This window comes from Nocardia donostiensis (assembly GCF_002081715.1).
GTDB lineage: Bacteria > Actinomycetota > Actinomycetes > Mycobacteriales > Mycobacteriaceae > Nocardia > Nocardia donostiensis.
In genome coordinates, this window is sequence record NZ_MUKP01000006.1 from 25,505 (window position 1) to 46,619 (window position 21,115).

The 21,115-nt window shown below is 65.4% G+C and carries 24 protein-coding genes and 2 pseudogenes; 12 read left to right on the forward strand and 14 right to left on the reverse strand.

Features of this window, described 5'->3' with window-relative positions:
• Positions 1-928 precede the first annotated feature (928 nt).
• Positions 929-1,207, forward strand: a complete 279-nt coding sequence (locus B0T44_RS27495) for a hypothetical protein (protein WP_217697446.1) — start codon at positions 929-931, stop codon at positions 1,205-1,207.
• A 277-nt stretch (positions 1,208-1,484) separates the two neighbouring features.
• Here B0T44_RS27495 and B0T44_RS05655 read toward each other — a convergent pair whose 3' ends face one another.
• A complete protein-coding gene (locus tag B0T44_RS05655; RefSeq protein WP_368025928.1) occupies positions 1,485-2,021 on the reverse strand; it encodes a CbrC family protein in 537 nt (178 codons plus the stop codon).
• A gap of 197 nt (positions 2,022-2,218) precedes the next feature.
• On the opposite strand from B0T44_RS05655, the gene B0T44_RS26965 reads away from it, so the two are divergent.
• On the forward strand, positions 2,219-2,380 hold the full coding sequence (locus B0T44_RS26965) for a hypothetical protein (protein WP_175647939.1): 162 nt from the start codon (positions 2,219-2,221) through the stop codon (positions 2,378-2,380).
• Here B0T44_RS26965 and B0T44_RS28475 read toward each other — a convergent pair.
• Entirely contained in the window at positions 2,304-3,095 is a 792-nt protein-coding gene (locus tag B0T44_RS28475) for a maleylpyruvate isomerase N-terminal domain-containing protein (protein ID WP_081511653.1), read from the reverse strand. The two genes, B0T44_RS26965 and B0T44_RS28475, sit on opposite strands and share 77 nt — an antisense overlap.
• 20 nt (positions 3,096-3,115) lie before the next feature.
• Here B0T44_RS28475 and B0T44_RS05665 point away from each other — a divergent pair, with 20 nt between their 5' ends.
• Positions 3,116-3,565, forward strand: coding sequence for a MarR family winged helix-turn-helix transcriptional regulator (locus B0T44_RS05665; protein ID WP_139347699.1), 450 nt, complete (start codon positions 3,116-3,118; stop codon positions 3,563-3,565).
• A gap of 64 nt (positions 3,566-3,629) precedes the next feature.
• Here the strand turns inward: B0T44_RS05665 and B0T44_RS05670 are convergent, their stop codons facing one another.
• The 5 genes from B0T44_RS05670 to B0T44_RS05695 form a co-directional block, all read right to left on the reverse strand.
• Complete coding sequence (locus B0T44_RS05670; protein WP_081511655.1) at positions 3,630-4,370, reverse strand: class I SAM-dependent methyltransferase; 741 nt, start codon at positions 4,368-4,370, stop codon at positions 3,630-3,632.
• Between the two features lie 170 nt (positions 4,371-4,540).
• Positions 4,541-5,332: a helix-turn-helix domain-containing protein gene (locus B0T44_RS05675; protein WP_081511657.1), complete on the reverse strand. Its 792-nt coding sequence runs from the start codon at positions 5,330-5,332 to the stop codon at positions 4,541-4,543.
• A 16-nt stretch (positions 5,333-5,348) separates the two neighbouring features.
• A complete protein-coding gene (locus tag B0T44_RS05680) occupies positions 5,349-5,714 on the reverse strand; it encodes a DUF4345 family protein (protein WP_077115410.1) in 366 nt (121 codons plus the stop codon).
• Entirely contained in the window at positions 5,711-6,103 is a 393-nt protein-coding gene (locus B0T44_RS05685; protein WP_077115409.1) for a hypothetical protein, read from the reverse strand. Before B0T44_RS05685 ends, B0T44_RS05680 begins: the two co-directional genes overlap by 4 nt.
• A 277-nt stretch (positions 6,104-6,380) precedes the next feature.
• On the reverse strand, positions 6,381-7,400 hold the full coding sequence (locus B0T44_RS05695) for a GlxA family transcriptional regulator (RefSeq protein WP_081511661.1): 1,020 nt from the start codon (positions 7,398-7,400) through the stop codon (positions 6,381-6,383).
• Positions 7,401-7,499: 99 nt separating this feature from the next.
• Here B0T44_RS05695 and B0T44_RS05700 point away from each other — a divergent pair, with 99 nt between their 5' ends.
• From B0T44_RS05700 to B0T44_RS05710, 3 genes are all read left to right on the forward strand, one after another.
• Positions 7,500-8,168 carry a DJ-1/PfpI family protein gene (locus tag B0T44_RS05700; RefSeq protein ID WP_077115407.1) on the forward strand — a complete coding sequence of 223 codons (669 nt, stop codon included), beginning with the start codon at positions 7,500-7,502 and terminating at the stop codon, positions 8,166-8,168.
• Positions 8,169-8,197: 29 nt separating this feature from the next.
• On the forward strand, positions 8,198-8,506 hold the full coding sequence (locus B0T44_RS05705) for an antibiotic biosynthesis monooxygenase family protein (RefSeq protein ID WP_081511665.1): 309 nt from the start codon (positions 8,198-8,200) through the stop codon (positions 8,504-8,506).
• A gap of 317 nt (positions 8,507-8,823) precedes the next feature.
• On the forward strand, positions 8,824-9,426 hold the full coding sequence (locus B0T44_RS05710) for a DJ-1/PfpI family protein (RefSeq protein ID WP_217697445.1): 603 nt from the start codon (positions 8,824-8,826) through the stop codon (positions 9,424-9,426).
• Here B0T44_RS05710 and B0T44_RS27845 read toward each other — a convergent pair.
• The 4 genes from B0T44_RS27845 to B0T44_RS05730 form a co-directional block, all read right to left on the reverse strand.
• On the reverse strand, positions 9,308-9,862 hold the full coding sequence (locus B0T44_RS27845) for a zinc ribbon domain-containing protein (RefSeq protein WP_342749232.1): 555 nt from the start codon (positions 9,860-9,862) through the stop codon (positions 9,308-9,310). The two genes, B0T44_RS05710 and B0T44_RS27845, sit on opposite strands and share 119 nt — an antisense overlap.
• A 16-nt stretch (positions 9,863-9,878) precedes the next feature.
• Positions 9,879-10,931 (reverse strand): alpha/beta hydrolase, encoded by a 1,053-nt coding sequence (locus B0T44_RS05720; protein ID WP_077115405.1) that lies wholly within the window; start codon positions 10,929-10,931, stop codon positions 9,879-9,881.
• Positions 10,932-11,226: 295 nt separating this feature from the next.
• Positions 11,227-11,646, reverse strand: coding sequence for an aminoglycoside 6-adenylyltransferase (locus tag B0T44_RS05725; protein WP_254893657.1), 420 nt, complete (start codon positions 11,644-11,646; stop codon positions 11,227-11,229).
• A 39-nt stretch (positions 11,647-11,685) separates the two neighbouring features.
• Entirely contained in the window at positions 11,686-12,315 is a 630-nt protein-coding gene (locus tag B0T44_RS05730; RefSeq protein WP_077115403.1) for a TetR/AcrR family transcriptional regulator, read from the reverse strand.
• 118 nt (positions 12,316-12,433) lie between these two features.
• Between B0T44_RS05730 and B0T44_RS05735 the strand changes: the two genes are divergently transcribed.
• The 6 genes and pseudogenes from B0T44_RS05735 to B0T44_RS05745 all read left to right on the forward strand — a co-directional run bounded on the left by B0T44_RS05735 (position 12,434) and on the right by B0T44_RS05745 (position 16,709).
• Positions 12,434-13,972, forward strand: coding sequence for an FAD-dependent monooxygenase (locus B0T44_RS05735; protein ID WP_077115402.1), 1,539 nt, complete (start codon positions 12,434-12,436; stop codon positions 13,970-13,972).
• A gap of 149 nt (positions 13,973-14,121) precedes the next feature.
• A pseudogene (locus B0T44_RS26315) lies at positions 14,122-14,214 on the forward strand (TrkA family potassium uptake protein); the annotation flags it as partial.
• Positions 14,215-14,267: 53 nt separating this feature from the next.
• Entirely contained in the window at positions 14,268-14,426 is a 159-nt protein-coding gene (locus B0T44_RS26970) for a hypothetical protein (RefSeq protein ID WP_175647954.1), read from the forward strand.
• The gene (locus tag B0T44_RS26975) at positions 14,426-14,572 is read left to right on the forward strand and encodes a hypothetical protein (RefSeq protein ID WP_175647953.1); all 147 of its coding nucleotides are present in this window, start codon (positions 14,426-14,428) and stop codon (positions 14,570-14,572) included. The genes B0T44_RS26970 and B0T44_RS26975 overlap by 1 nt, the downstream gene beginning before the upstream one ends.
• A 250-nt stretch (positions 14,573-14,822) precedes the next feature.
• Entirely contained in the window at positions 14,823-16,133 is a 1,311-nt protein-coding gene (gene nhaA, locus B0T44_RS05740; RefSeq protein WP_077115401.1) for a Na+/H+ antiporter NhaA, read from the forward strand.
• Positions 16,134-16,280: 147 nt separating this feature from the next.
• A complete protein-coding gene (locus B0T44_RS05745; RefSeq protein ID WP_077115400.1) occupies positions 16,281-16,709 on the forward strand; it encodes a VOC family protein in 429 nt (142 codons plus the stop codon).
• Positions 16,710-16,887: 178 nt separating this feature from the next.
• On the opposite strand, the pseudogene B0T44_RS28665 reads toward B0T44_RS05745, so the two are convergent.
• From B0T44_RS28665 to B0T44_RS05760, 3 genes and pseudogenes are all read right to left on the reverse strand, one after another.
• Positions 16,888-17,042 (reverse strand): annotated as a pseudogene (locus B0T44_RS28665) (dihydrofolate reductase); the annotation flags it as partial.
• Positions 17,043-17,171: 129 nt separating this feature from the next.
• Positions 17,172-19,994, reverse strand: a complete 2,823-nt coding sequence (locus B0T44_RS05755; protein WP_077115398.1) for a DUF5682 family protein — start codon at positions 19,992-19,994, stop codon at positions 17,172-17,174.
• Complete coding sequence (locus B0T44_RS05760) at positions 19,991-21,106, reverse strand: ATP-binding protein (RefSeq protein WP_077115397.1); 1,116 nt, start codon at positions 21,104-21,106, stop codon at positions 19,991-19,993. Before B0T44_RS05760 ends, B0T44_RS05755 begins: the two co-directional genes overlap by 4 nt.
• Between the last annotated feature and the right edge of the window lie 9 nt (positions 21,107-21,115).

Sequence of the window (21,115 nt, forward strand, 5' to 3'; positions counted from 1 at the left end):
TGACCCGGCGTGATAAGACGCCTCGCTGGTCATGGGACCCTGGGCGGGTGATGGAGGCTGCGCAGTGTGAGTTGGAGCGGATGCGGAGGTCGTCCGGCGAGTGGGAGGAGCTGCGTTATGAGCGTGCCACAGGCGCCGACGGCCATGACTGCGATCGGAACGCGGTGCGGCGCGCAAAGGCGTTGTGGGCGTTGCAATACGACCGCAAGACCGACGACCTCCCGCTGATTCGATGGTTGGCCGAGCAGGAGGCGCGGTGCCGCCACGAGGCGCCGTTCCAGGGGCTGAGCGAGGAGACCGAGCTGGCCGGTTTCCTGCTCGCCGAGCATCGACAGGTGGAGGATGTGTGGCTGCACTGGGAGATCAAGCGGGCCAACTTCGACACCTGGTGTGGCTACGACCTCGAGTACCTGTTCGCTGCAGGAGTGCGGGCCACGATTGCCTTTGTGCGCGACAGTGGGCATGCCGACCAGGACTCTGTGCTCGAGCTTCTGCTCGACGGGGAGGGTCGGTCGTGCGTATCCGAGGAGGGCTTGGCGGAGTGGTCGCAGCGCCAGCGGTCGCGCTTCCCCACCGATCCAGCCGACGAGGACCCGCTGACGTGGGTCGAGCGCGCCAAACTGGCAGGCGACCGTGAACTGGCGCTCAGGGAGCTAGCCCGGTGGGCGGCCGGCCGTCAGCGGGACAAGGCCACCTTGGCCCAGCTCCGCTACCAGTTGGCTGACCTGGAGGCCTACGCCGAAGCGGCTCGAGTGCAGCGCGAGAGCCTGGTGTACGCCGACACCCCTTGGGACTCGGCGTCGGCTTGGCAGACCCTGGCCGGATTGGAACGCCGAGCCGGCGACCACCATGCCGCCTGGGAGGCGCTACGCGAGTGTCGCCGAGCTCTCGATGGCGTATCCGGGTGGACGGAGGTGGGCTGGGTCGTATGTATGTGGGGGAACTGTTCCAGCTGGTCTGCTCCGCAGAGAATGAGTTGGCCGAGACGGTGTTCGCCGAGGCGGACCGTCAGGCGCGCGATGTGCCCGGTTTGCCTCTGGTGGTGTTGCGGATCGCTGCCGACGCGGCCGACAAAGTCGGCGACCAGACCAGAATGGAGCACTATCGGAAGCTCCGCGATACCGAGCAACGCCGCATCGACGCCGACATGGCCAGGCTCACCCCTGATACCTCGACACATCCCGAACCCGACCAGCATTCCACATGAGCGGACAATTGTTCGTCTGCGTCTGTCGGCTCAGGTGTGCTGGTCGGTGGAACACTTGAATCCCGCCCCTGGCCGGTGGCATTCGCCGCGGTCAGCCTGCTGGCATCTCGCGCGGCATACGGCTGACATCCAATAACATTTCCGCAGGTCAGTGTGCTGGCATTTTCGTGCGGCCTCTTAATACTGCAACAGCACCTTCCTGTATGGCGAGGAGGCCAGTTTTCTCCACCTACGTCCCCATGTCGGCCCGACTGATCGTCGGCCTTGGAGGGCGTGGTTATGTGCAGTCTGCGTAGGCCAGGTACCGCACGCAGTGGCGACAGCGGAACAGATAGGCCGTGGGCTGCCCCTCGGCGTCCAGTGCGGAGAGGAAGGTTTCACCGAAGTCTGCTTCGAGGAGCTGCTGGGCATCTGGATAAGACTTCAGTTCGCGGGCTCCGGCACGCCCGAGGAAGACGGCTGCGTCGCCGCAGTGAGTCAGCCAACGTTCCTGCTGCCAACCGGCAAAACCAGGGGTGCGCTGCTCGACAGCGATCACAACATCCGTAGGAACCGAACCGTCGATCTCAGTGAATTGCGCCTCGTATCGTTCGGCAGCGCTACCGTCGGCGATGCACCACGGGCAAAGGGCATGGTGCAAATCGGCCACGGCGTATACCGGGCCGGTATACACGTATCCGCGGGACTGTCCGCAACACGCACACATCGTGTCCGAAGGAACCACCGAGCCCGTAGCCACTGGGTCGGGATGATAGAGGAACTCGGGCAGAGATGGTGAGGTGGCAGGGTCGGGGGCGTTCATGGACCTCACCATGCCCTACAGCGGGTGAATGTGTCGACAACGCCGGCATCTGCGGAAACCGTGCAGCTCAGGCGAGGAGATGTGCGCGCCGCGATAGTGCGACAACCGGGCCTGGTGTTGGCTGCCGGCGTATCGAACGGTCCTGGTGAGGGTGAATGAGCCGATGGCGTACAGCGGTCTTGGTTCAGCGGAGCAGTGGCAGCGAGCCGATGAGCTTGTTGACTTGCGCCGCCGAGGATCTGTTGGGCGCCGATGGTTTCTCCGGCCAACAACGCAGCCCATACCAGCCTGGCCTCAACGCCCACCTTGCGAGCCTGCAGAGTGAAGACCTGCACCGGCCCGCGCTGGCCCTCCACGTCGCAATAAGGTGAGTACACAGGCGAAGACATCCGCGTCATCGGCTACTCCGGGCCAGGTGTCGGTGAGCACCGGGCCAACGACAGGCGGTGTCTGTGTTGTCCTCAGAACAGTTGTCCACAGAACCCGCCGGATGACCCCGGGAGCCGGCTGATAGGGCAAGCCCAGCGCCTGAGCTATATCCCAGGTATGAATGACCGTGTTGCGAATTTGCTCCTCGTACAGCCTCGCAACATCGACATCTGCCCCAACTGCCGCCACTCGGCAGCGCCGACTCGTATCGGTCACGGAAGCGAACGCGTTCTCCATGAGGCGGGCGGTCCATCGATAGCCCACTTCGAGCCCGGCGCTGCCGTGGTACCGGCGGTCGAGCGCCCCAAGAGAGGTCGGGTCCATGGGGTCGACCTGCCGTCCGCGTGGGTCCACCTCGCCTGTGATGGCTGTGGCGACACTGACGTTCTGGTCGACGAGGTGCAGGTACAGATCACCCACGTCCCGGGCGGAGCACGGCACCGGGCAACCGAGGTCGCCCAAGGTGACCTCGGACAGGAACGACGCCAGGTCTTCGGTCAGGGTGTGCAGTAGCAATACATCCACTGCGTGTCCTCGCTTCCAATTTCGCTGGTCTCCGCATCCCGATCGAGACCGAGGGGATTTCAAAGATTCCGGGGACCGTTCTAGGGTCGGGACTGAACGCGCCGGGTACAGCCGCGCCAGATCCTCTACCACGGTAGACTATATACGGAAGGGTGTCCATGTCCGAGAAGGCTGAGGCGGGGGACGAGCAGGACCTGGGTGCGCTGATGGCTCGCGTGTTACCGCGGCTTGCGGCGCTGGAGGAACCGATCCTGCGCGAGGCCGGGTTATCGATGTGGGAGTACACGATCGTGACCGAGTTGGCATCGGCAGACGTCGTGTCCCAGGTCGAGCTGTCGCGCCGCACCCGCCGCGACCCCACTCGATTGGGCAAGAATCTCGACGATCTCACCGCGCGCAAGCTCGTCGCTCGCGCACGTGCGAGTGATCAACGTCAGCGCACTGTCCGGTTGACCAGTAGTGGGCACACTCTCTACATGAAGGTCAAGAAGCGCGTCAGGGCGGTGGAGGACGATTTCCTCCACTCGACCCTGTCCGAGAGAGAAGCAGCTAGCTTCAGGCACCTGCTCGCTCGGCTTGCAGCACTCGATATCGGTCGGTGAATTCTCACCCTGTCGAAGGAACGCAGTGCTGAAGCGATGACGCCGCGCTCAGCTCGATCGGGATTCAGCGCTTCAACAACCGGTACACGATGAACATCGGCACTCCCGCCACTGCAGCGAGTTCATCAGGCCACCGCTCGAGCGCCTCGGCGCTGGGTTGCGGCTCGCCGATCCGATCGACAACGAATCCGGCGTCGGCGAATGCCGCGACTACCGCCGACAGGGGCCGGCGCCAGAAGTGTTGGGTGACTTCGACTCCGTTCTTGGTCCAGGTGTCGCTCACCAGTTCGGTAGCGAAGTAGCCACCGTTCTGATCGGGCAACGGCGGACCGAACGGATGATCCAGGGAGAGCACGAGCCAGCCGCCCGGACGTAGCGCGTCGGCGAACGACCGCAGCGGAACAGCCCAGTCGTGAACGTAGTGCAGAGCAAGCGAGCAGGTGATCCCGTCGAAGGATCCGGCTTCGAGCGGAAGGGGCTCGGCCAGATCGGCCACCATGAACCGACCACGCCCGGCGCAGCGGTGTTTCGCTTCCTCGACCATTCTCGGACTGATGTCGATTCCAGTCACCTCGGCGCCGGCATCGAGAAACCATTCGCATTGCGCACCGGAACCACAGCCGGCATCGAGTACCACAGCTCCGTCCAGTGAAGCCGGCACCAGCTCGCGCAGCGCGGGTCTTTCCAGTTCTCCGTTGAAGGGCCCCTCGTCGGTCGACGCGGACCATACCGGCGCCAATCGGTCATACGCCTCCCTGGTCTTGCGAGCGTGTTCTGCTGGGTTGGATGACAGATCCAAAGACATGACGAAAAACCTTACTGTTCACGCCCGCAACGAGCGAAAATCCGCCGCTGCGAGGCGATCTGAGCTGACATAGCAACAACAGAGCGCCCTGCCACAAACCCCAGATGCAGGAAGGCGCCAGTCGCGCACCTCGGACCACCGATTCGCCGAGCGGCCGTTCATTCCTCGCATCACCGCGCCATGATGATGATCTCGGTACCTTGCGACAGGACGGCTGTCGCGGTGAGCCCGAACAAGGCCCGGAAGGTGTCACTGAAATGGCTTGCGGAGGCAAACCCGGCGTCAGCGGCCGCAGCGGTCAGATCCCCGCCCTCGGCGACGGCGGCCCCGACATACAAAAGTCGGGCCCACAACCGGTAGCGGCGATAGCTGGTCCCGGCCTGAGCTGTGAACAGGTGCAGGAACCGGGACTCCGACAATCCGGCCACCGCGGCGGCGACGGTCGCGGCGGGCGCTCGCCCGGGATCGGCGAGAAGCGTTTCCATCGTCCGCCGTATCCGATGGTCGATGGGGGTAAAAGCATTGCCGCCGAGAACGATTCGGCGGATTTCGGCGGGATCGGGGCGACCCGGGCCGGACAGATAGCTGAGCAGCTCCGCCGTGGCGCGGTGGTCGGCGGGTGCCGATGTCGATCGATCCCGCATCCTGCCGCGTACGCTTTCGATACAGCCGCTCTGCGCATCCAGGTAGAAGAACAGCATGCGCCCCGTGCCTTCGATCCGGTGCGGTGTCCGCGCCGGTATCAACACGCTGCGTAGTCGCCGAACAGATCCACCCGACATCGTGATGGTGAACGCGGTATCGATACCGAAGGCCAAAGTATGGACCGCGGCCGAATGAGTATCGAGGTGGAATGATGGACCGAAATAGGCGACCTGCCCCGGCCACAGCCACACCACACGGCGCTGTACGGCGGCTGTTCCGGTTGTTGTTGTCATGGCTTGGCTGGCCGTTGTTGTCATGATCGTGTGACCCCGCTCAGGCCACTGCGAAGACAACAGCCGCCCCTACTGCCTCGACCAGGCAGTAGAACCAGATCGGGTAGAATGCTGTCGGACTATCCCACAACCGGGATAGCACGCGCCCGCCCGCCATACCGGCCAACGCCACGCCCACTGTCAGCGCCGCGCCACTGTGCATCGCCCCGTCGCCGACGGCCGACCAGACCAGCACCATTGCCATCGCCAGCCCGAAACCACCGTAGACCGCCCGGATCTCGTATCGGCTCACCGGTGTGGCCACCGTCAGCCGGAACGGTCCAGCCAGCAGAGCGGGAGCAGCAAGCGCATAGAGCCCCATCCCGCCGAAGAACAAGGCCACCAAGGCCAGAATGACCGTCCTCATCCGACATCACCGTCTCTCCGCTTCCAGAATGCGACCGCTGAACCGGCCAGCAAGATCAACCCGACTGCATCCACCTTCGCCACGCGTAGCAACGCCGGTCCCACCGGCTGTTCGAATGGAACCAGCACAAGGAACCCGGCCATGCTCACCGCATTGACAGTGATGGCGGCGGTTCGCAACCGCGGACGGAACACAGCCAGCAACAAACCCGCACCCAGGATCGCGAACAGCATTCCCCGGTGACGCAATAGGAGCCGCAGATCCCCCTCGGCAGGTTCGAGCCCATACACGGCGCACGCCCGGTCGACAGAGAAGACGGCGACGGTCGGCAACAGGTTCACTACCGCAGCGCCGACCAGCAACAGCCGACCCCAGCAGCGTCTTCGCATGGTTCTCCTCGATGTCGAAGTCACCAACGATCCTCCCCCGGCGGGTCAGCAGTTCGCTTCCGAAAACCTGCTGTCCTCGCCCGCCGACCACAGCGGTCATCGCCCGCTCTCCATCCCTGGCGGCAGATTCGGACCGCGTGCTCTGCGGCATGAGCGATCAATCCACCAGGTCAGGAGCTGACCGGCCGGCCCATACGGGGCAGCTTCGAGTTTCGCCATGATCGAACGACTTCCGATTGCACGCCCGAAGCCGCTCCGTTGCCCTCAGTACAGTGGTTCAGACGAGCGGGGCTGTTGCCGTCCAGCTCGGCGGCCGACCAGCGGCCTTGTGCCCTTGTTCGAGCCGAGTGCCATGCCCCAGGCCCTGTTCTTGCTGGAATGCGGCGCGGTAGGCGGTCGGTGTGGTGCCGACATGTCGGGCGAAGTGATGCCGCATGGTTTCGATCGATCCGAATCCTGATGTCCGGGCTATGCGTTCCACCGGAAGGTCGGTGGTCTCGAGTAGTTCTCTCGCACGTTGCAGTCGGCGGTGGACCAGCCATTGTGCCGGTGTCGTACCTGTGTAGGCGCGGAACCGCCGCGTCAGGGTGCGGGTGCTCATCGAGGTCTGCGCTGCGATATCGGAGAGGGTTAACGGCGTATCGAGGTTGTCTTGCATCCACTGCAGAATCGGCCCCAGGGCATCAGTGTCGTCGATGGGTTCATAGCGTTCGATGAATTGGGCTTGGCCGCCTGCCCGTTGCGGCGGCATCACGATCATCCGTGCGGTGTCAGCCGCCACAGCTGCGCCCTGGTCACGTCGCACCATGTGTAGACACAGGTCGAGTCCCGCCGCGACACCGGCTGACGTCAGTACCTTTCCATCGTCGACGAACAAGATCGACGGATTCACTGTGACGGCCGGGTATTCGGCGGCCAGGCGATCGGCGAGAACCCAGTGGGTCGTTGCTGTGCGGCCGTCCAGCACACCCGCGGCAGCCAAAAGGAACGCCCCTGTGCAGATCGAGGCAACCCGTGCGCCACGTTCTGCAGCCTGCCGCACCACTCGTACGGCCCGCGGGGGCAACGGCTGGTCGGGGTCGACGCCGGGGACGATCACCGTATCGGCGTCACGAGCGTCGTCCAGGCCGTATTGCGCGGAGATTCGGAAGATCTGCTGTCCGGCGGCGGTCGCGGTCACACGTCGTTCGGCGCAGACGCGGACCTCGTATCCGGGTGCGGTGGAAAAGACCTGACACGGGATGCTCAGGTCGAAACCCACGACTCCGTCAATGGCCAGCACGGCGACACGATGCATGGCCAGATCTTAAGTAAGGCTGTCATTCGAGCCACTGTTCGCCGGCGTCGGTTGTCGAAATACTCGGTTCGCCCACAACATTTTTCGGAGGAGCCGAACATGCTTCACGTACACACGGTGCTCTACGACGGCGTGGAGGACCAGGACTTCGTCGGCCCGGTGACGGTCCTCGGTCTGATGGATGACGTTCGGCTGACCTACGTTACGGTCGACGGTCCCGGGGTCGTCACTACCTTCTCGGGCCTCGAGGTCACTGTGCGCTCCCCCTGGGCACCGGAGTCGGCCGACCTCCTCATGGTCCCCGGCGGAGGCTACGGCAGCGAATCCGCAGTGGACGCGCAAGTTCGCCGGGGAGCGCTGCCCCAGGCGCTGGCCGCGGCCCGGCGCCCCGGGTTGACCATCACAGCGACCTGCACCGGAACGCTGCTGCTGTCCGCGGCCGGCATCACGACCGGACGCCCGTGCACCACGCATCACATCGCGCACGAAGACCTCCGACACCAAGGCGCAACTGTCGTCACCGCCCGAGTCGTCGACGATGGTGACCTGGTGACCTCCGGGGGTGTCACAGCAGGGATCGATCTAGGGCTGTGGCTGGTCGATCGGTTCTTCGGCAGTGCAGCAGCTCTGTTCGCCGAAGAGGTTCTCGAATACGAGCGCCGGGGCACGATCTGGCGTTCCGCAGAGCGGAACGACCACAGCAACGGCGCCATCGACGCTACGACGGCCAGACCCGAGCCGATTACGTGCCGACCGCACCGCCGGTGACATCACAACCTGGAAAGGAACAACCACCCATGACCGATCGTGGTGTCACGTTCATCGACGTCATCGAGATCCCCGCCGAGTGGATCGACGAATTCGTCGAACAATGGCGCGCTCGCGCCGAGCTCATGCGCGCAGCACCAGGTTTCCGGGATGTTCGCCTCCACCGTGCTCTGCTGCCCGATGCACGCTTCCAGTTGGTCAACGTCGCGCACTGGGACAGCGCCGAAGCGTGTGAGGCAGCCGGAATGAACCCGACCGTCGTGTCCTCTGTCGACGAGGCCCGAAAAGCGGCAACCGCCCACCCCGGGCTCTACGAGGTAGTCGCGGAATACCTCTGACGGGCCTACGACGTCCCACACGACATGAACCATCGAGCCCTCGGCTGTGTCGCCGATACCGTGCGAGACCGCGACACCGGTTTCGAGCCGTGTCTGTGCGCTTCACCGCTTCGCGGCGGGCATGACCGAACGCGCCACACGCCACGCGGCAAACCCATCGAGGGCGAGTAAGAAGCGAGGGAGCAGAGTTGAGAAGAAGGCGTGTGTTGCAGGCGATCGCAGCGGGAAGTACTGCCCTCGTGGCGGCCTGCGCACCGAGCTCCGGGAAAGAAGCCACGACCCCCCAAGCACCCCACGCGAACGCTCGAAAGGAGCGATTGCGAGTCCATATCGTGATGTATGACGGTGTCGAAGAGTTGGATTTCATCGCGCCCTTCGAGGTGTTCTCGGCTGCGGGCATGCTCGCCGGACACGGTGTCGACGTCGACTTCGTGACAACAGGCCCGACGGGTCTGGTGCGTGCCGCGTATGGCACCGGGATCCAGGTCACCCAACCGTGGTCGCCGCACTCTGCGGACATCCTGGTCGTACCCGGCGGTGGCTACACACAACGTGACAAGCCAGGGATCTGGGCAGAAATCGACCGTGGTGTCCTGCCTCTAGCCTTGACGGAATGTCCGCGCGAAGGTCTCACCATCACATCGGTGTGCACCGGGGCCATTCTGCTGGGCGCGGCCGGACTGGTAAAGGGACGCCCCTGCACCACCCATCACCGTGCCCTTGACACGCTCGAACAACACGGTGGCCTCGTCAAGAACGCACGGGTGGTCGACGACGGCGACCTGGTGACAGCGGGCGGCATCACCTCCGGGCTGGAACTGGCCATATGGCTGGCCCGACGCGAACTCGGCGCCGACGTGGTGACCGGACTCGAGGAGATGCTGGAGTACGAAGCACGCGGAACAGTCTGGGCCGCATGACCACCGGCGCAGGCACGGACCGAGATCCCAATGGAGCCTGGGCCTCTCGCCCATGGTCCAGCGAAAGCCGGACTCGAAATACCTGTTTATCCTGCCGGGCGCCACAGGTGCATGCCCATTCCCGGATATGCAAGGGATTCTTCCCACCCAGCACCCCGCACACCGAACACAGTTGAGTGGAGGAGAACCAGCGGTCCACCTTGCCGAAGGTGCGGCCGTACCGGTGGGCTTTCTCCTCCAGCATGCAGGTGAACACCCCCCAGCCCGCGTCGTGGACGGATTTCGCCAACGGGTGCGCGCTAATCCTGTGACGCACAAGTCCTCGACGTACACCGCTTGGTTCTCGCAATGATTTGTGTCGAATGCTTGTGCGTCCAATCCCGGGTCCGCATCTTCGATGACGTGAGCCCCACGCAATAGCCCCGGTGGAACGCATCCGCGTTCGCTGCGGGTCAGCCGTCCGAACGCAACGCTTCCAGCAGCATCGGCAGCGAGCGGTGCAGTTCACGTTCCCAGTACGGCGGGCTGTGCGTTCCGGCGGTGAAATGGGTGACCGGGTCGGCGCCCAGTGCCCGCAGCCGATCTGCTACGGTACGGCTGCTCTCGTGCATCACCGCCTCGGTCAGGTCCACCACATCCGGTGGGAATTCCGCGGCCAGCCGGTCGATTTCGGGAAACAACGGTTCCCGGGAAGTGCCGGGCGGGTCCAGGTCGCCGATAGTGCCGTCACCGCTGGACAGATACACCGGTAACCCGGTCAGCGCATCGGCCAGATGGTAGAGGTCGTTCGCTTCCCAGACCGCTCGGTCGCGCACCGGATCCCCCCACAAGCCCTGGCCGTCGACGCCGACGAACCGGGCTGCCGCCAGCAACACCTCGGCACGCTGCAACGGGGACAACCACCCGCTGTAGCTCGCCGCCGCCCGGAACATTCCGGGCCGCTGCGCCGCATATATCAGCGCGCCGTATCCACCCTGCGACAAGCCGGCGATCACCCGGTCCGGACCCGCCCCGTAGTCGCGTTCGAGCAGCGGAATCAGCTCGTCGAGATGGAAGGAGCGCACCGCGGGCGGTCCACCGCGGCCGTCGTTGTACCGGTCACTGTAGAAGCCGAACATGGGCATACCAGGGACCACAACCAACACGTCCCGCAGTTCCGGCAGTACCTCGATGTCGCTGTCGTTCGTCCAGCTCAGATGATCCCCGTCGCCACCGGGCAGCAAATAGAGCACGGGCCAGGTGCGGCCTGGCGCACGCTCCGCCCAGCCGTCCGGGGTGATCAGACGGACCGCCGCGGAGCCGCCGAGCGCCGGTGAAGCGACGGTGAGGTCGACCACCCGATCGTCGGCCCGCTGCTGCTCCGTCACCTCTACACCCGCCGGGCCGGGAGCGGGAGCCGGTGGATCGTGACCAGCTTCCGTTCCGCACCCGGTCGCTACCGAAGCCGTCAGCAGCAGGCCTGCCAGGCTTGTTCCGAGCCGGTTCCCGCGCAGTAGATCGAACATGCCTCGACGCTATGGAAGGTCGCTCGTCTCCACATCAGGACCAACCCTGATCTGTTCCCGGATACCCTCTGTTTCGTTGTGTGCAGGAACGCCACCGAATTCGACTGTCACGGAGGGGCCTGGAGCCCGTACCTAGCGTGGCTTTTCTCGCGAACATCACTCGCACCACAAACTCCGCAGGCTACGAACTCGGTCTCTACGCGCCAGGACACGCAGAACGGCTGACGTAGATGCCGACTGGTGCGAGGACTGGGCCTGACTTCTGAGATGCGACCGATTGCGAACCTTTTGCCGTCTAATTCGGGCCAGAACGGAGAATGGTGTGTAATTCCTCTGCGACGCGCTGGTGATCGAACACCGCGAAATCGAGGCACGCGGCTGTGCGCTCGTCGAGCCTGCGGTACAGACCAACCGTGGCCAGCAGGGCATGCTCGATCTCCGGCGCATCGAATCCGGACCAGCACTGTTCCCGTTCGGCCTGCACGTCGTTGTCCATGCAGCCGCGTAAGCGCGTGCCCAGGTACCAGGTATCGAAGTCGCTGCCGTAGCGGGCCTGATGATCCCGCTCGATCCTGCGCAACAGTTCTGCTTTGAGGTCGGAGTCCCGCAGCTTCGCTGACCACGGCTCATCGCGCACAATCGCCTTGGCCTTCATCAGAGCGGCTACCCAGGCCCAGTTCACCGATTCCCAGAAATCCCGGCCGCCGGCGCCGATACGACCTTCGGTCGATGCGAGGCGGTGGCCCGCAGGCCGTCAAGGTTCAAGCGCTGCCCGGCAAGCAGTCAGGGCGGTGAGGATGACGTCGACCAGCCGCTGCTGCGGGTAGGGATCGACGAGATCGCCGGCGACCGAGAGCGTCTGGGGTCGCGCGTGAGCGAGCCCGACCAGGCAGTCCAAGGCGAGATCGGTGTCCAGGTCGGCCGGGAGCTCGCCGCGTTCGATCGCCCTGCGCAGCATGGCCGCGCCGGCGTCCCTGCGGGGTTGCCGCAGCGCGGAGTAGAAGGCTTGGGCCAGTCGCGGATTCCGGGTGGCTTCGGCCCCCAGGTCGGCAACGATCCGGGTCATGCGCTCATCGTTTCGGGCGTCGGTGGCGTCCGCGACATAACGGGCGACATCGCCACGCAGCGACCCCGTATCGGGCACCGGTACGGCGTTCCACGCCAGGTCCGCCACGATCTGCTCGATCATGGCCTGCTTGGATGCCCATCGCCGGTAGATCGCTGCCTTGCCGACCCCGGCGCGACGCGCGACCGCTTCCATCGACATCCGGGAATAACCGGATTCGGCGATCTCGTCCCACGCCGCCGCAGTAATCGCATCGGTGACATGCCCGCGCAGCAGGGCCGCACCGGCAACGGGCCGGGATCGGTTCGAGTCGGTCATCGCAGCCAGTCTAATAGAACGGAACGATACGGTTGCGTTCCATTATCGCCGACAGTTAGGCTATCGATACGGAACGGGACCGTTCCGACGCATTCACCGCCGGACTCACGGGGTTGTCATGAATGAAGCAGAGACCGATGTACTGGTCGTCGGCGGCGGCCCCACTGGACTGGTGCTGGCCTGCGCGCTTCGATTACAGGGAATCGCGGTCCGGGTGGTCGATGCCGCACCAGGACCGGCGACCACCTCTCGGGCGAACATCCTGCATGCTCGGGGTACCGAAGTCCTGGAACGCATCGGCGCCCTCGGTGATCTTCCGCAACGCTCGCTGACCGCACTCACCATCACCCAGTACCTCGACGGACAGCCAGCCGTCACAGTGCGATTCGGTGACCTCGGCGCAGGAACCCCGCACCCGGCCCTGTATGCGTCACAAGCCGATGTCGAACAACAATTGCGGCGGCGCCTTCGCGAGCTCGGTACCGATATCGAATGGAACTCCGCGATAACCGGCGCCGAGCAGGACGACAGCGGTGTCTCCGCGACCTTCGGCAACGGCACTTCCGTGCGGTGCCGATGGCTGGTCGGCTGCGACGGGGCGCACAGTACCGTGCGGAAACTGGCCGGGATCGCGTTCCCCGGCGTGCGGCTCACCGAACGGTTCCTTCTGGCCGACGTGTACGCCGAGTGGCCGGTCGACCGCTCCGGCGGGCACGGCTGGCCCCACCGCGATGGGCCGTTGTTCGCCGTGCCGATGCGCGAAGTCGGCCGCCCGGACAACCTGTGGCGGCTGATGGCCTACGACCCCACCGGCAACGACGACGAGCAGAGCGCAGAACAGATCGTCGACCGCTTCCGACAGTTGATACCCGAGCGCACCGGACGTACCGACATCCGCATCACGGATACGGCGTGGACCTCGGTGTTCCACGTTCACCGACGACTGGCAGGCAGCTACCGGCACCACAGGATCTTCCTCGCCGGCGACGCGGCCCACATCCACAGCCCATTGGGCGGGCAAGGGATCGTCACCGGAATCGGCGACGCGGAAAACCTCGCTTGGAAGCTCGCGCTCGTCGTCCAAAGGCATGCCACGGCCGCCCTATTGGACACCTATGAAGCCGAACGCCGGCCACTGGCCACCGACGTGTTGCGCAACACCACCACCGCGACACGCCTGCAAGTCGGTGACAGCCCGTTCTTCCGGTTCCTACGACGCCGGCTACTCGTACCGATCGCCGCCATACCCGCAGTACAGCGCCGAGCCAGCCAGATAGCGTCCCAACTGTGGGTGACTTACCGTCGCGGGCCCCTGAACCGCGGCATACGCTCTCGCATCGGACGCTCACCCCGTCCCGGCGACCGCATCCCGAACATGCCCTGCCGACACCTCGACGAAACACCCACCCATCTCTACGACCACCTGGGCCGACACTGGGTACTGCTGGTGCCCTCCCACGGCGATGCCGCCGCCTTCACCGCACCAGGAAGCCATTTGGGCCGCAACGCCGTTACGCTGGTCGCCGAACACACCACCGGACGACGAGACATACAACTCATCCGCCCGGATGCTCACCTGGCCTGGCGCGGCACCGACCCGAAGCGGCTCACCCGGTGGCTCGAAGACGCCCTCCAGGATGGAACGGCCAGCCCCTGACCGAACGGCACCGGCGAGACTTCCCGGCACACCGCACGCCACCCCGGCAGATGGCAGGCCAGGCCGACGCGGACAAGTCCGGTCGCGAAGTCGCTTCTGGGCCCACCAGGTGGCTGGGATAGCCGGTCGTGGGCATAGGCAGCACGGCCAGCCGCCGCCACCGGCAGATCCTCGAGCGTGTCGGCGCCCATCACGTGGTGCTACCCGAGCACGATATGGGTGAAAGGGTGGCGCATCTGGTCACGGCAGATGATCGCCTACGCTGACAGCACTGCTCTACACCGAGCAGGCCACGATGACCGCCGCCGACCTGTGCGCGGAGTTGTCGATCAGCTCCGGTGCGGTATCGACCGCGATCAAACATCTGATGCCGGTCGGGCTATCGAACGGGTACCCGCACCGGGCAGCCGCCGCGACCACTACCGTTTCCGAGCCGGAGCCTGGGCGGCGCTGATGTCCCAGCAGAACACGATGCTGGCCACCATGCGCGACTCGGCGCAGGAAGGCATCGACGCCACCGGCCCGGACACCGTCACCGCGCGGCGCCTGCACGAGATGCAGGACTTCTACACCTTCATGCTCAACGAACTCGTCCCCTGATCGACCGCTGGCGCGAGCAATACACCGCCGACCACCCATCCCCGACCTGAGCTCGTAGCCCCTCCGCGCGAGAAAGCGGCGGGCAACCATCCTGGCAAGCAGGGGCGCAGCGCGGCTGGCCGCGGGACAGCGGTTTGCGTTCGCCGTGGTCTATACGGCATCTTTACTGCAGGAGAGCCGGGAAGTCTGGTCGGCACACCTGGCCCGGATGTGGGCCGGGGTCGCCGACGATGAAAGACGACCCACATTGATGAGTTCTCCCCGCCCTCGCCCCGCACTGTTCGCTCGCGGTTCCTGGCCCGAAGCACGGCGGATCACCGCCCTTCTGCGCACCGAGACCGCGGGTGGCGTGCTGCTGATCATCGCCGCGACTGCAGGTTTGATCTGGGCAAACACCCCATGGTCGGGCGCCTACGAGGCGCTTCGCAACTTCCAGTTGGGGCCGTCGGGCCTGCATCTGGACCTTTCACTGGAGACCTGGGCCGCTGACGGGCTGTTGGCGGTGTTCTTCTTCGTCGTCGGGCTCGAACTCAAACGCGAATTCGTCGCGGGCGATCTGCATGATCCACGCCGGGCCGCGCTGCCGGTGGTGGCCGCGGTCGGCGGAATGATCGGACCGGCATTGATCTTCCTGGCTTTCAACGCCGGCAACGGCGACGCCGTACGGGGGTGGGCGATTCCCACGGCCACCGATATCGCGTTCGCGCTGGCGGTACTGGCGGTGGTGAGCTCGCACCTGCCCACCGCCCTACGTACCTTCTTGCTCACACTCGCCGTGGTCGACGACCTACTCGCGGTGACGGTGATCGCGATCTTCTACACCGACGAACTCCAGCTGCCCTACCTCGGTTTGGCACTGATACCGCTGGCCGCCTTCGCCGTCGCCGTCCAGCGCGGGATCCGGTCGGTGTGGATACTGGTACCGCTGGCGTTGACGACCTGGTGGCTGGTGCACGAATCCGGCGTGCACGCCACGGTCGCCGGTGTATTGCTGGGCTTCACCGTGCCCGTGCTCACCACCCGATCGGGCCGCAGCACCCCGTCCAAACGGGACCCCGGCCTCGCCGAGTGGTTCGAACACCGCATCCGGCCGCTGTCGGCCGGGGTCGCGGTACCGATTTTCGCGTTCTTCGCCGCCGGGGTCACCATCGGCGGGCTCGACGGGATGGTCGACTCCCTCACCGATCGGGTGACGCTCGGGATCGTCGTGGGCCTGGTAGCCGGCAAGGCCCTCGGAATTGTGGCCACGACCTTCATCACCGCCAAGCTCACTCGTGCCGAATTGGACACCGACCTGAGCTGGATGGATGTCATCGGAGTAGCCCTGCTCGGCGGTATCGGGTTCACGGTTTCGCTGCTGATCGGGGAACTGGCATTCGCCGACCAGCCACTGTGGGAAGACCATGTCCGGATCGGCGTTCTCGTCGGCACCCTCACAGCGGCGTTCCTGGCGAGCATTCTGTTGCGGCGGCGTAACAGTGTCTATCGCCGCATCGCCGAAAAAGAGGCCCGGGACGACGACAACGACGGTACTCCCGACGTCTACCAGCAAGGGTCGTGACCATGCCGTCAGCTTTCGATGCCCACCCCGCATCGGAAAAGGGGGCCGGCGAACGGTTTCGGCTTACATCCACGCCCCTAGCGGTGAGGTGATCCGCCTGGGAAGACCGAGTTTACGGCCGGTAGTGAGACGGGCATTCTCTCGATCATGTCTCGACAGTTTCAGGTTGTCATCGACTGCCACGATCCAGATCGGATGGCCGCCTTCTGGTCGGCGGCCCTGGGCTACCAGATCGACCCGGTTCCCGGCGGCTATGACAATTGGATGGACTATCAGATCGGTCAGGGGTTCGCGGAGAACGAAAGGGTCCGCTTCGCTGCGGTATACAACCCGCGAGGGCCGGAGCGGCTGTGTTTCCTCGGGGTGCCGGAATCCAAAACCGTCAAGAACCGCCTGCACCTGGACATTCAGGCGACCCTTCCGGACGACTCGCTGGCCCGCAAGATCGAGCGGGTCGACACGCTGGTGGCCGAACTGCGCGGCCTCGGGGGTACTGCGCGGCGTACCGGCCGGGAGCGCGGTCAGTACTTCGTGACCATGACCGATGTCGAGGGCAACGAATTCTGCGTGCATTGATCCGTGGGCCGGCCGTTGCGGCTCGGCTGGTCATCGGTGCGTGGTGCGAGCAGACGACGCTACTCGGCACGGCACGCTGTACCGGCGAACAGCGGCACCGAACCCGGACCCGGGTTGCCGCGGCCCCGCCGCGGTCAGCGACGAACGCGATACCGCAGATTCGCGATACCGCAGATTGCAGCACCCGGTCGCCCTGGACGACGGTATCGGGGTTTCGAGTAGATGCTGCCCGTCCACCGGCCCTAAATACCGCTTTCCCGACCCGAAAACGATCGGCACGACGATACGATCGCCCGCTGACGAGCCGGCGCGACCGGGGTCACGCGCACAGACCGGTCCGTGGTTCATGAGGAAGCTGTAGCGGCTATCTTCACCTGTCGGCCGGGAGACGTGGACAGACGCGACCCCTGCCGGAAGCCAACCGCCGACTCGCCGATGGACTCCGAACTGCCCCGGCAGGAATCAGCGCTGAGCCGACAACAGCTCTGCCAGGGCCGACGCTGTTTCCGGGTGGGCCGCGAGCAATGCGCTCGCTGCCGGGGTCGATCCGGTCCGGATCTCCTGCCATTCACCCTCGTGACCCAGCAACATCGCGTACGCGTCGCAGGCTGCGGGGTGCGCGCGCAGCAGTTCGGCCGCCGGCCCACCCGGGGCGGCAGCCGGTCCGGTACCGGCAGGCCGACGCTGCGGACGTGACCACGGCGGGATGAAGGCTTCGATACCTGCCCGGTCGCCGGGGAAGGTCCGACCGGCCTCTCTGGTCAGCGCCGGAATCAGTTCACCCGCCTGACTGCGCAGGGTGGTGATCAGGCTCGGCAGCCACGGCAGCAGGATCGCGTCGGGCAACCGGCCGAACGCCTTGGACAGCTGTTCGACCACGAACGATTTGATCGACGGCACTGGATCCATGGCCTGGATGAAACCGCTCAGATACTGCGGGAAGGCCGGGACCACCAGCGGGTTGGCGAGCATATCGTCGCAGCGTTCGCGCAGGTCCGGCAGGGTCAGCATGCCCAGCTGCAGCCGGGTGGCCCAGAGCAGCGCGACCTTGGCCGCCGGCTCCGGATGCGATTGCTGTACGGCCAGCTCGAGCTGGCTGTGATCGCAGCCCAGTGATAGCGCCAGGTTCTCCATACCGAATAAGAAACCAAGCATGGCCGCGACAGACCGGACGCCGGTGGCGTCGTCGATGAACGCGGTGGGCAGCAGGGTGCAGTAGTGGGCGTAGCCGGCGGTGACGAAACGACCGCACCAGCCCGGCAGGCCGGTATCAGTGGCACGGTAGTAGTCGATCAGTGCCCTGATCCGGCGCAGCACCTCGGGGGCGCCGTCGACGGTACGTTCGGCGGTGAGCAGTTCCACCGCGCGGCCGCCGAGTTCATCGGCCAGCCGCACCGAACCCAGGTAGACCAGCGCGTCCTCGACCGCGGCCAGCGCACTTGCCGCCGTGGCCTCCGCACAGTTGACCTCCGACCGCAGGCGCTGTTCGAGCACCTGCTCGACAGTGACACCCTCATAGCCCAGCTCCACCAGGTCACGCTGGTATTTACCGATCGCGACATCCCAGCTTTCCTGAATGGAGCGCTCACCGAGCCCGCGCGAACCCATGATCGGGCGCACCGCGGCACCCGGCAGCAGTCTGCGCAGCATCCACAGCAGGTCCGAACCGGGGCGCAGCTGCGGGGCGGCATCCAGATCGAGCAGCGTGCGCTGGATGCGGGTGTTGGCCGGGTCGATACCGAGCGTGGCCAGCCGGTCGTAGACGTCCCGCGCGAGCGGCGGCAGGGCGTCGTAACCGACTCGGCCGATACGGTCGCCACCGAGCAGGATCTCGCAGAGCCGGCGCACATCCCGGCGACCCGGCACCCGATCCTTCTCGATACAGGTGATCGCCGCATCCTGGAAGTCGTACGGTGTGGGCCGGGCCCGCTCACGCATGCCCGCCAGCAATATCGAAGTCTCGTAGATCGCGATGGCGTCGGCGGTACTGGCAAGGTACCCGTTGCGGCGCGCCAACCGCACGATATCGACCGACCACTCCAGCAGCTCCGCCTCGTCCACCGTGTCCAGCCGAGGCGGTGTGGACAGGAAGCCCGACAGTTGATCGGCCACATCCACGGGCCCGGCGCTCGGATCGGGCGGCGCGGCTTTCGCTACTGCTTTCTTCGCGGCTGCTTTCATCCCCGAAGCGGACCCTGCGGCGAGGGCGAACGGGCGAACGCGGCTGCGTTTCACTCCTTTGGACCAGGTCGCGGCGGCGATGGAAACTGATCCGGCGGCCAGCCCGAACTGGGCTTCGATGGCCGAATGACTGGACGGGATCAGGCCGTATTGCCAGGTGGTCCCGGTCGGCGGGTCGATCTCGAACGTGGCCTGCGATTCCAGGCCGAACTGCTCGACCCGGCTCGCGGCGTGGAAGGCCCCGCACACATACAGGCAGGACGCCGGATCCGCGCCGGACTTGTTCAGGTGTTCGCGCATCCGCGTCCACATATAGCGTTCGCGATCCTCGTCGCGGTCGGTTCCGGTGGTCCGCAGCCGCCGGAACAGGCTGCCGATGAGCACCATGACCTGCCGGTAGGTGTCGTAGTCGGCAGTCGAGAGCGGTTGTTCCACGTACTGGTCCCACCACTCCGACCAGTGCCGCACCTTGCCGTGGTGTAGCAGGTGGGCTTCGAGTTCCGCGAAATGCGGGCGTAGATCGCCGATCTCGATACCGACGGCGTCACCGTGCAGCTTCGTTTCCCCAACCGTGGGCTCGACGGACTCTGGTTCCGCCGCCATCGGCCCTGGTTCCGCCGACGCCGGCTCATCGTTGCGGGGCATCCATTGGAAGATGTGATCGGTGGAGCGATCCACGCACACCAACTCCACGCCTGGCGTGGTCAGCGCGTACGAGATGGCCTGGTATTCGGCCGACGCCTCGGTGATCGGTGCGACCACCGAAAGCGGCGCCCAGGCGGCGGGAAAACTCTCGACCACGCCGGCCCACGCCTGCACCGCCACGGGGAGAGTGCAGTTGCGCAGCTCGTCGAGCATCGGACGCATATCCTCGCAGAGCTCGAGGTAGATCACCTTCGGCTGTTTCTCGCGCAGGCGGCGCACCATCGCCAGACCGGATGCGGGCGAATGATGACAGACCGGGAAAATCTCCAGCTTCTCGCGCAGTGCCCGATCCACATCGTCGACCATTCCGGTCAGGATCTCCGCGACCACCCCTGGCTCACCGGCGAACTCCGCTGCCGCGGTCCTCAGCTGCTCACGCAGCGGCGCGAACAGAGTCACGAAAGCCTCGCGATGGCTGCACGGCCGCCCTCCAGGAAGGGTTCCCAGTCGCCGCCGAGGTCTTTGCTGCGCGGCTCGACCACTCCGTGCCAGAACTTGTTGAGGATGGCCAGATCCTCCGGTGCCCGCCGTGCCAGCGAACCCACCAGCGAACCGGCCAGGATTTCTGGGCGCAGCACGGCTTCGCCGAAGAACTGACTGTGCAGGATGGCGTCCTCGAGTACGCCGATCTGCTCGGCGGTCGACAGCGCCGATTCCAGCTTCTCGTCGTCGCTGCCGGCCGCATCGGCCGCGGCCCGCAGATCGGCGAAACTGTCGAGCAGGATGTCGAGCAGGGTAGGTGGCAATTCCAGCTCGATCTGGTGGCGGCGCAACAATTCCGCGGTGCGGAAGCGCACGATTTCCGCTTCGCTGCGTTTATTGGTGACCACCGGGATCCGCACGAAGTTGAAGCGCCGCTTCAACGCCGAGGACAGATCGTTCACGCCGCGGTCGCGGCTGTTGGCTGTGGCGATGATGGAGAAACCTGGTTTGGCGAACACGATATTGTCGGAATCGAGTTCGGGGATGGACACGTACTTCTCGGACAGGATCGAGATGAGCGCATCCTGTACATCGCTGGTAGAGCGGGTGAGCTCCTCGAAGCGGCCGATAACGCCCTGCTCCATCGCGGTCATGATGGGTGAGGGAATCATCGATTCGCGTGACTGTCCCTTGGCGATGACCATCGAGATATTCCATGAGTACTTGATGTGGTCCTCGGTGGTGCCCGCGGTGCCCTGTACGACCAGGGTGGAGTTGCGGCTGATGGCCGCCGAGAGCAGTTCGGCCAGCCAACTCTTTCCGGTGCCGGGATCGCCGATCAGCAGCAGGCCACGATCGGAGGCCAGGGTGACGATGCTGCGTTCGACGAAACTGCGGTCACCGAACCATTTCTGATCGATCGTGCGGTCGAGGCCGTCGGAGCGTTCGGAGCCGAGGATGAACAGCCGCACCATCTTCGGGCTCAGCCGCCAAGCGAACGGTTTCGGGCCGCTATCGATGGATTCCAGCCAGTCCAGCTCCTCGGCGTATTTGATTTCGGCGGGTGCGCGCAGGGTGGTGTCGGTCACGATGTGGAG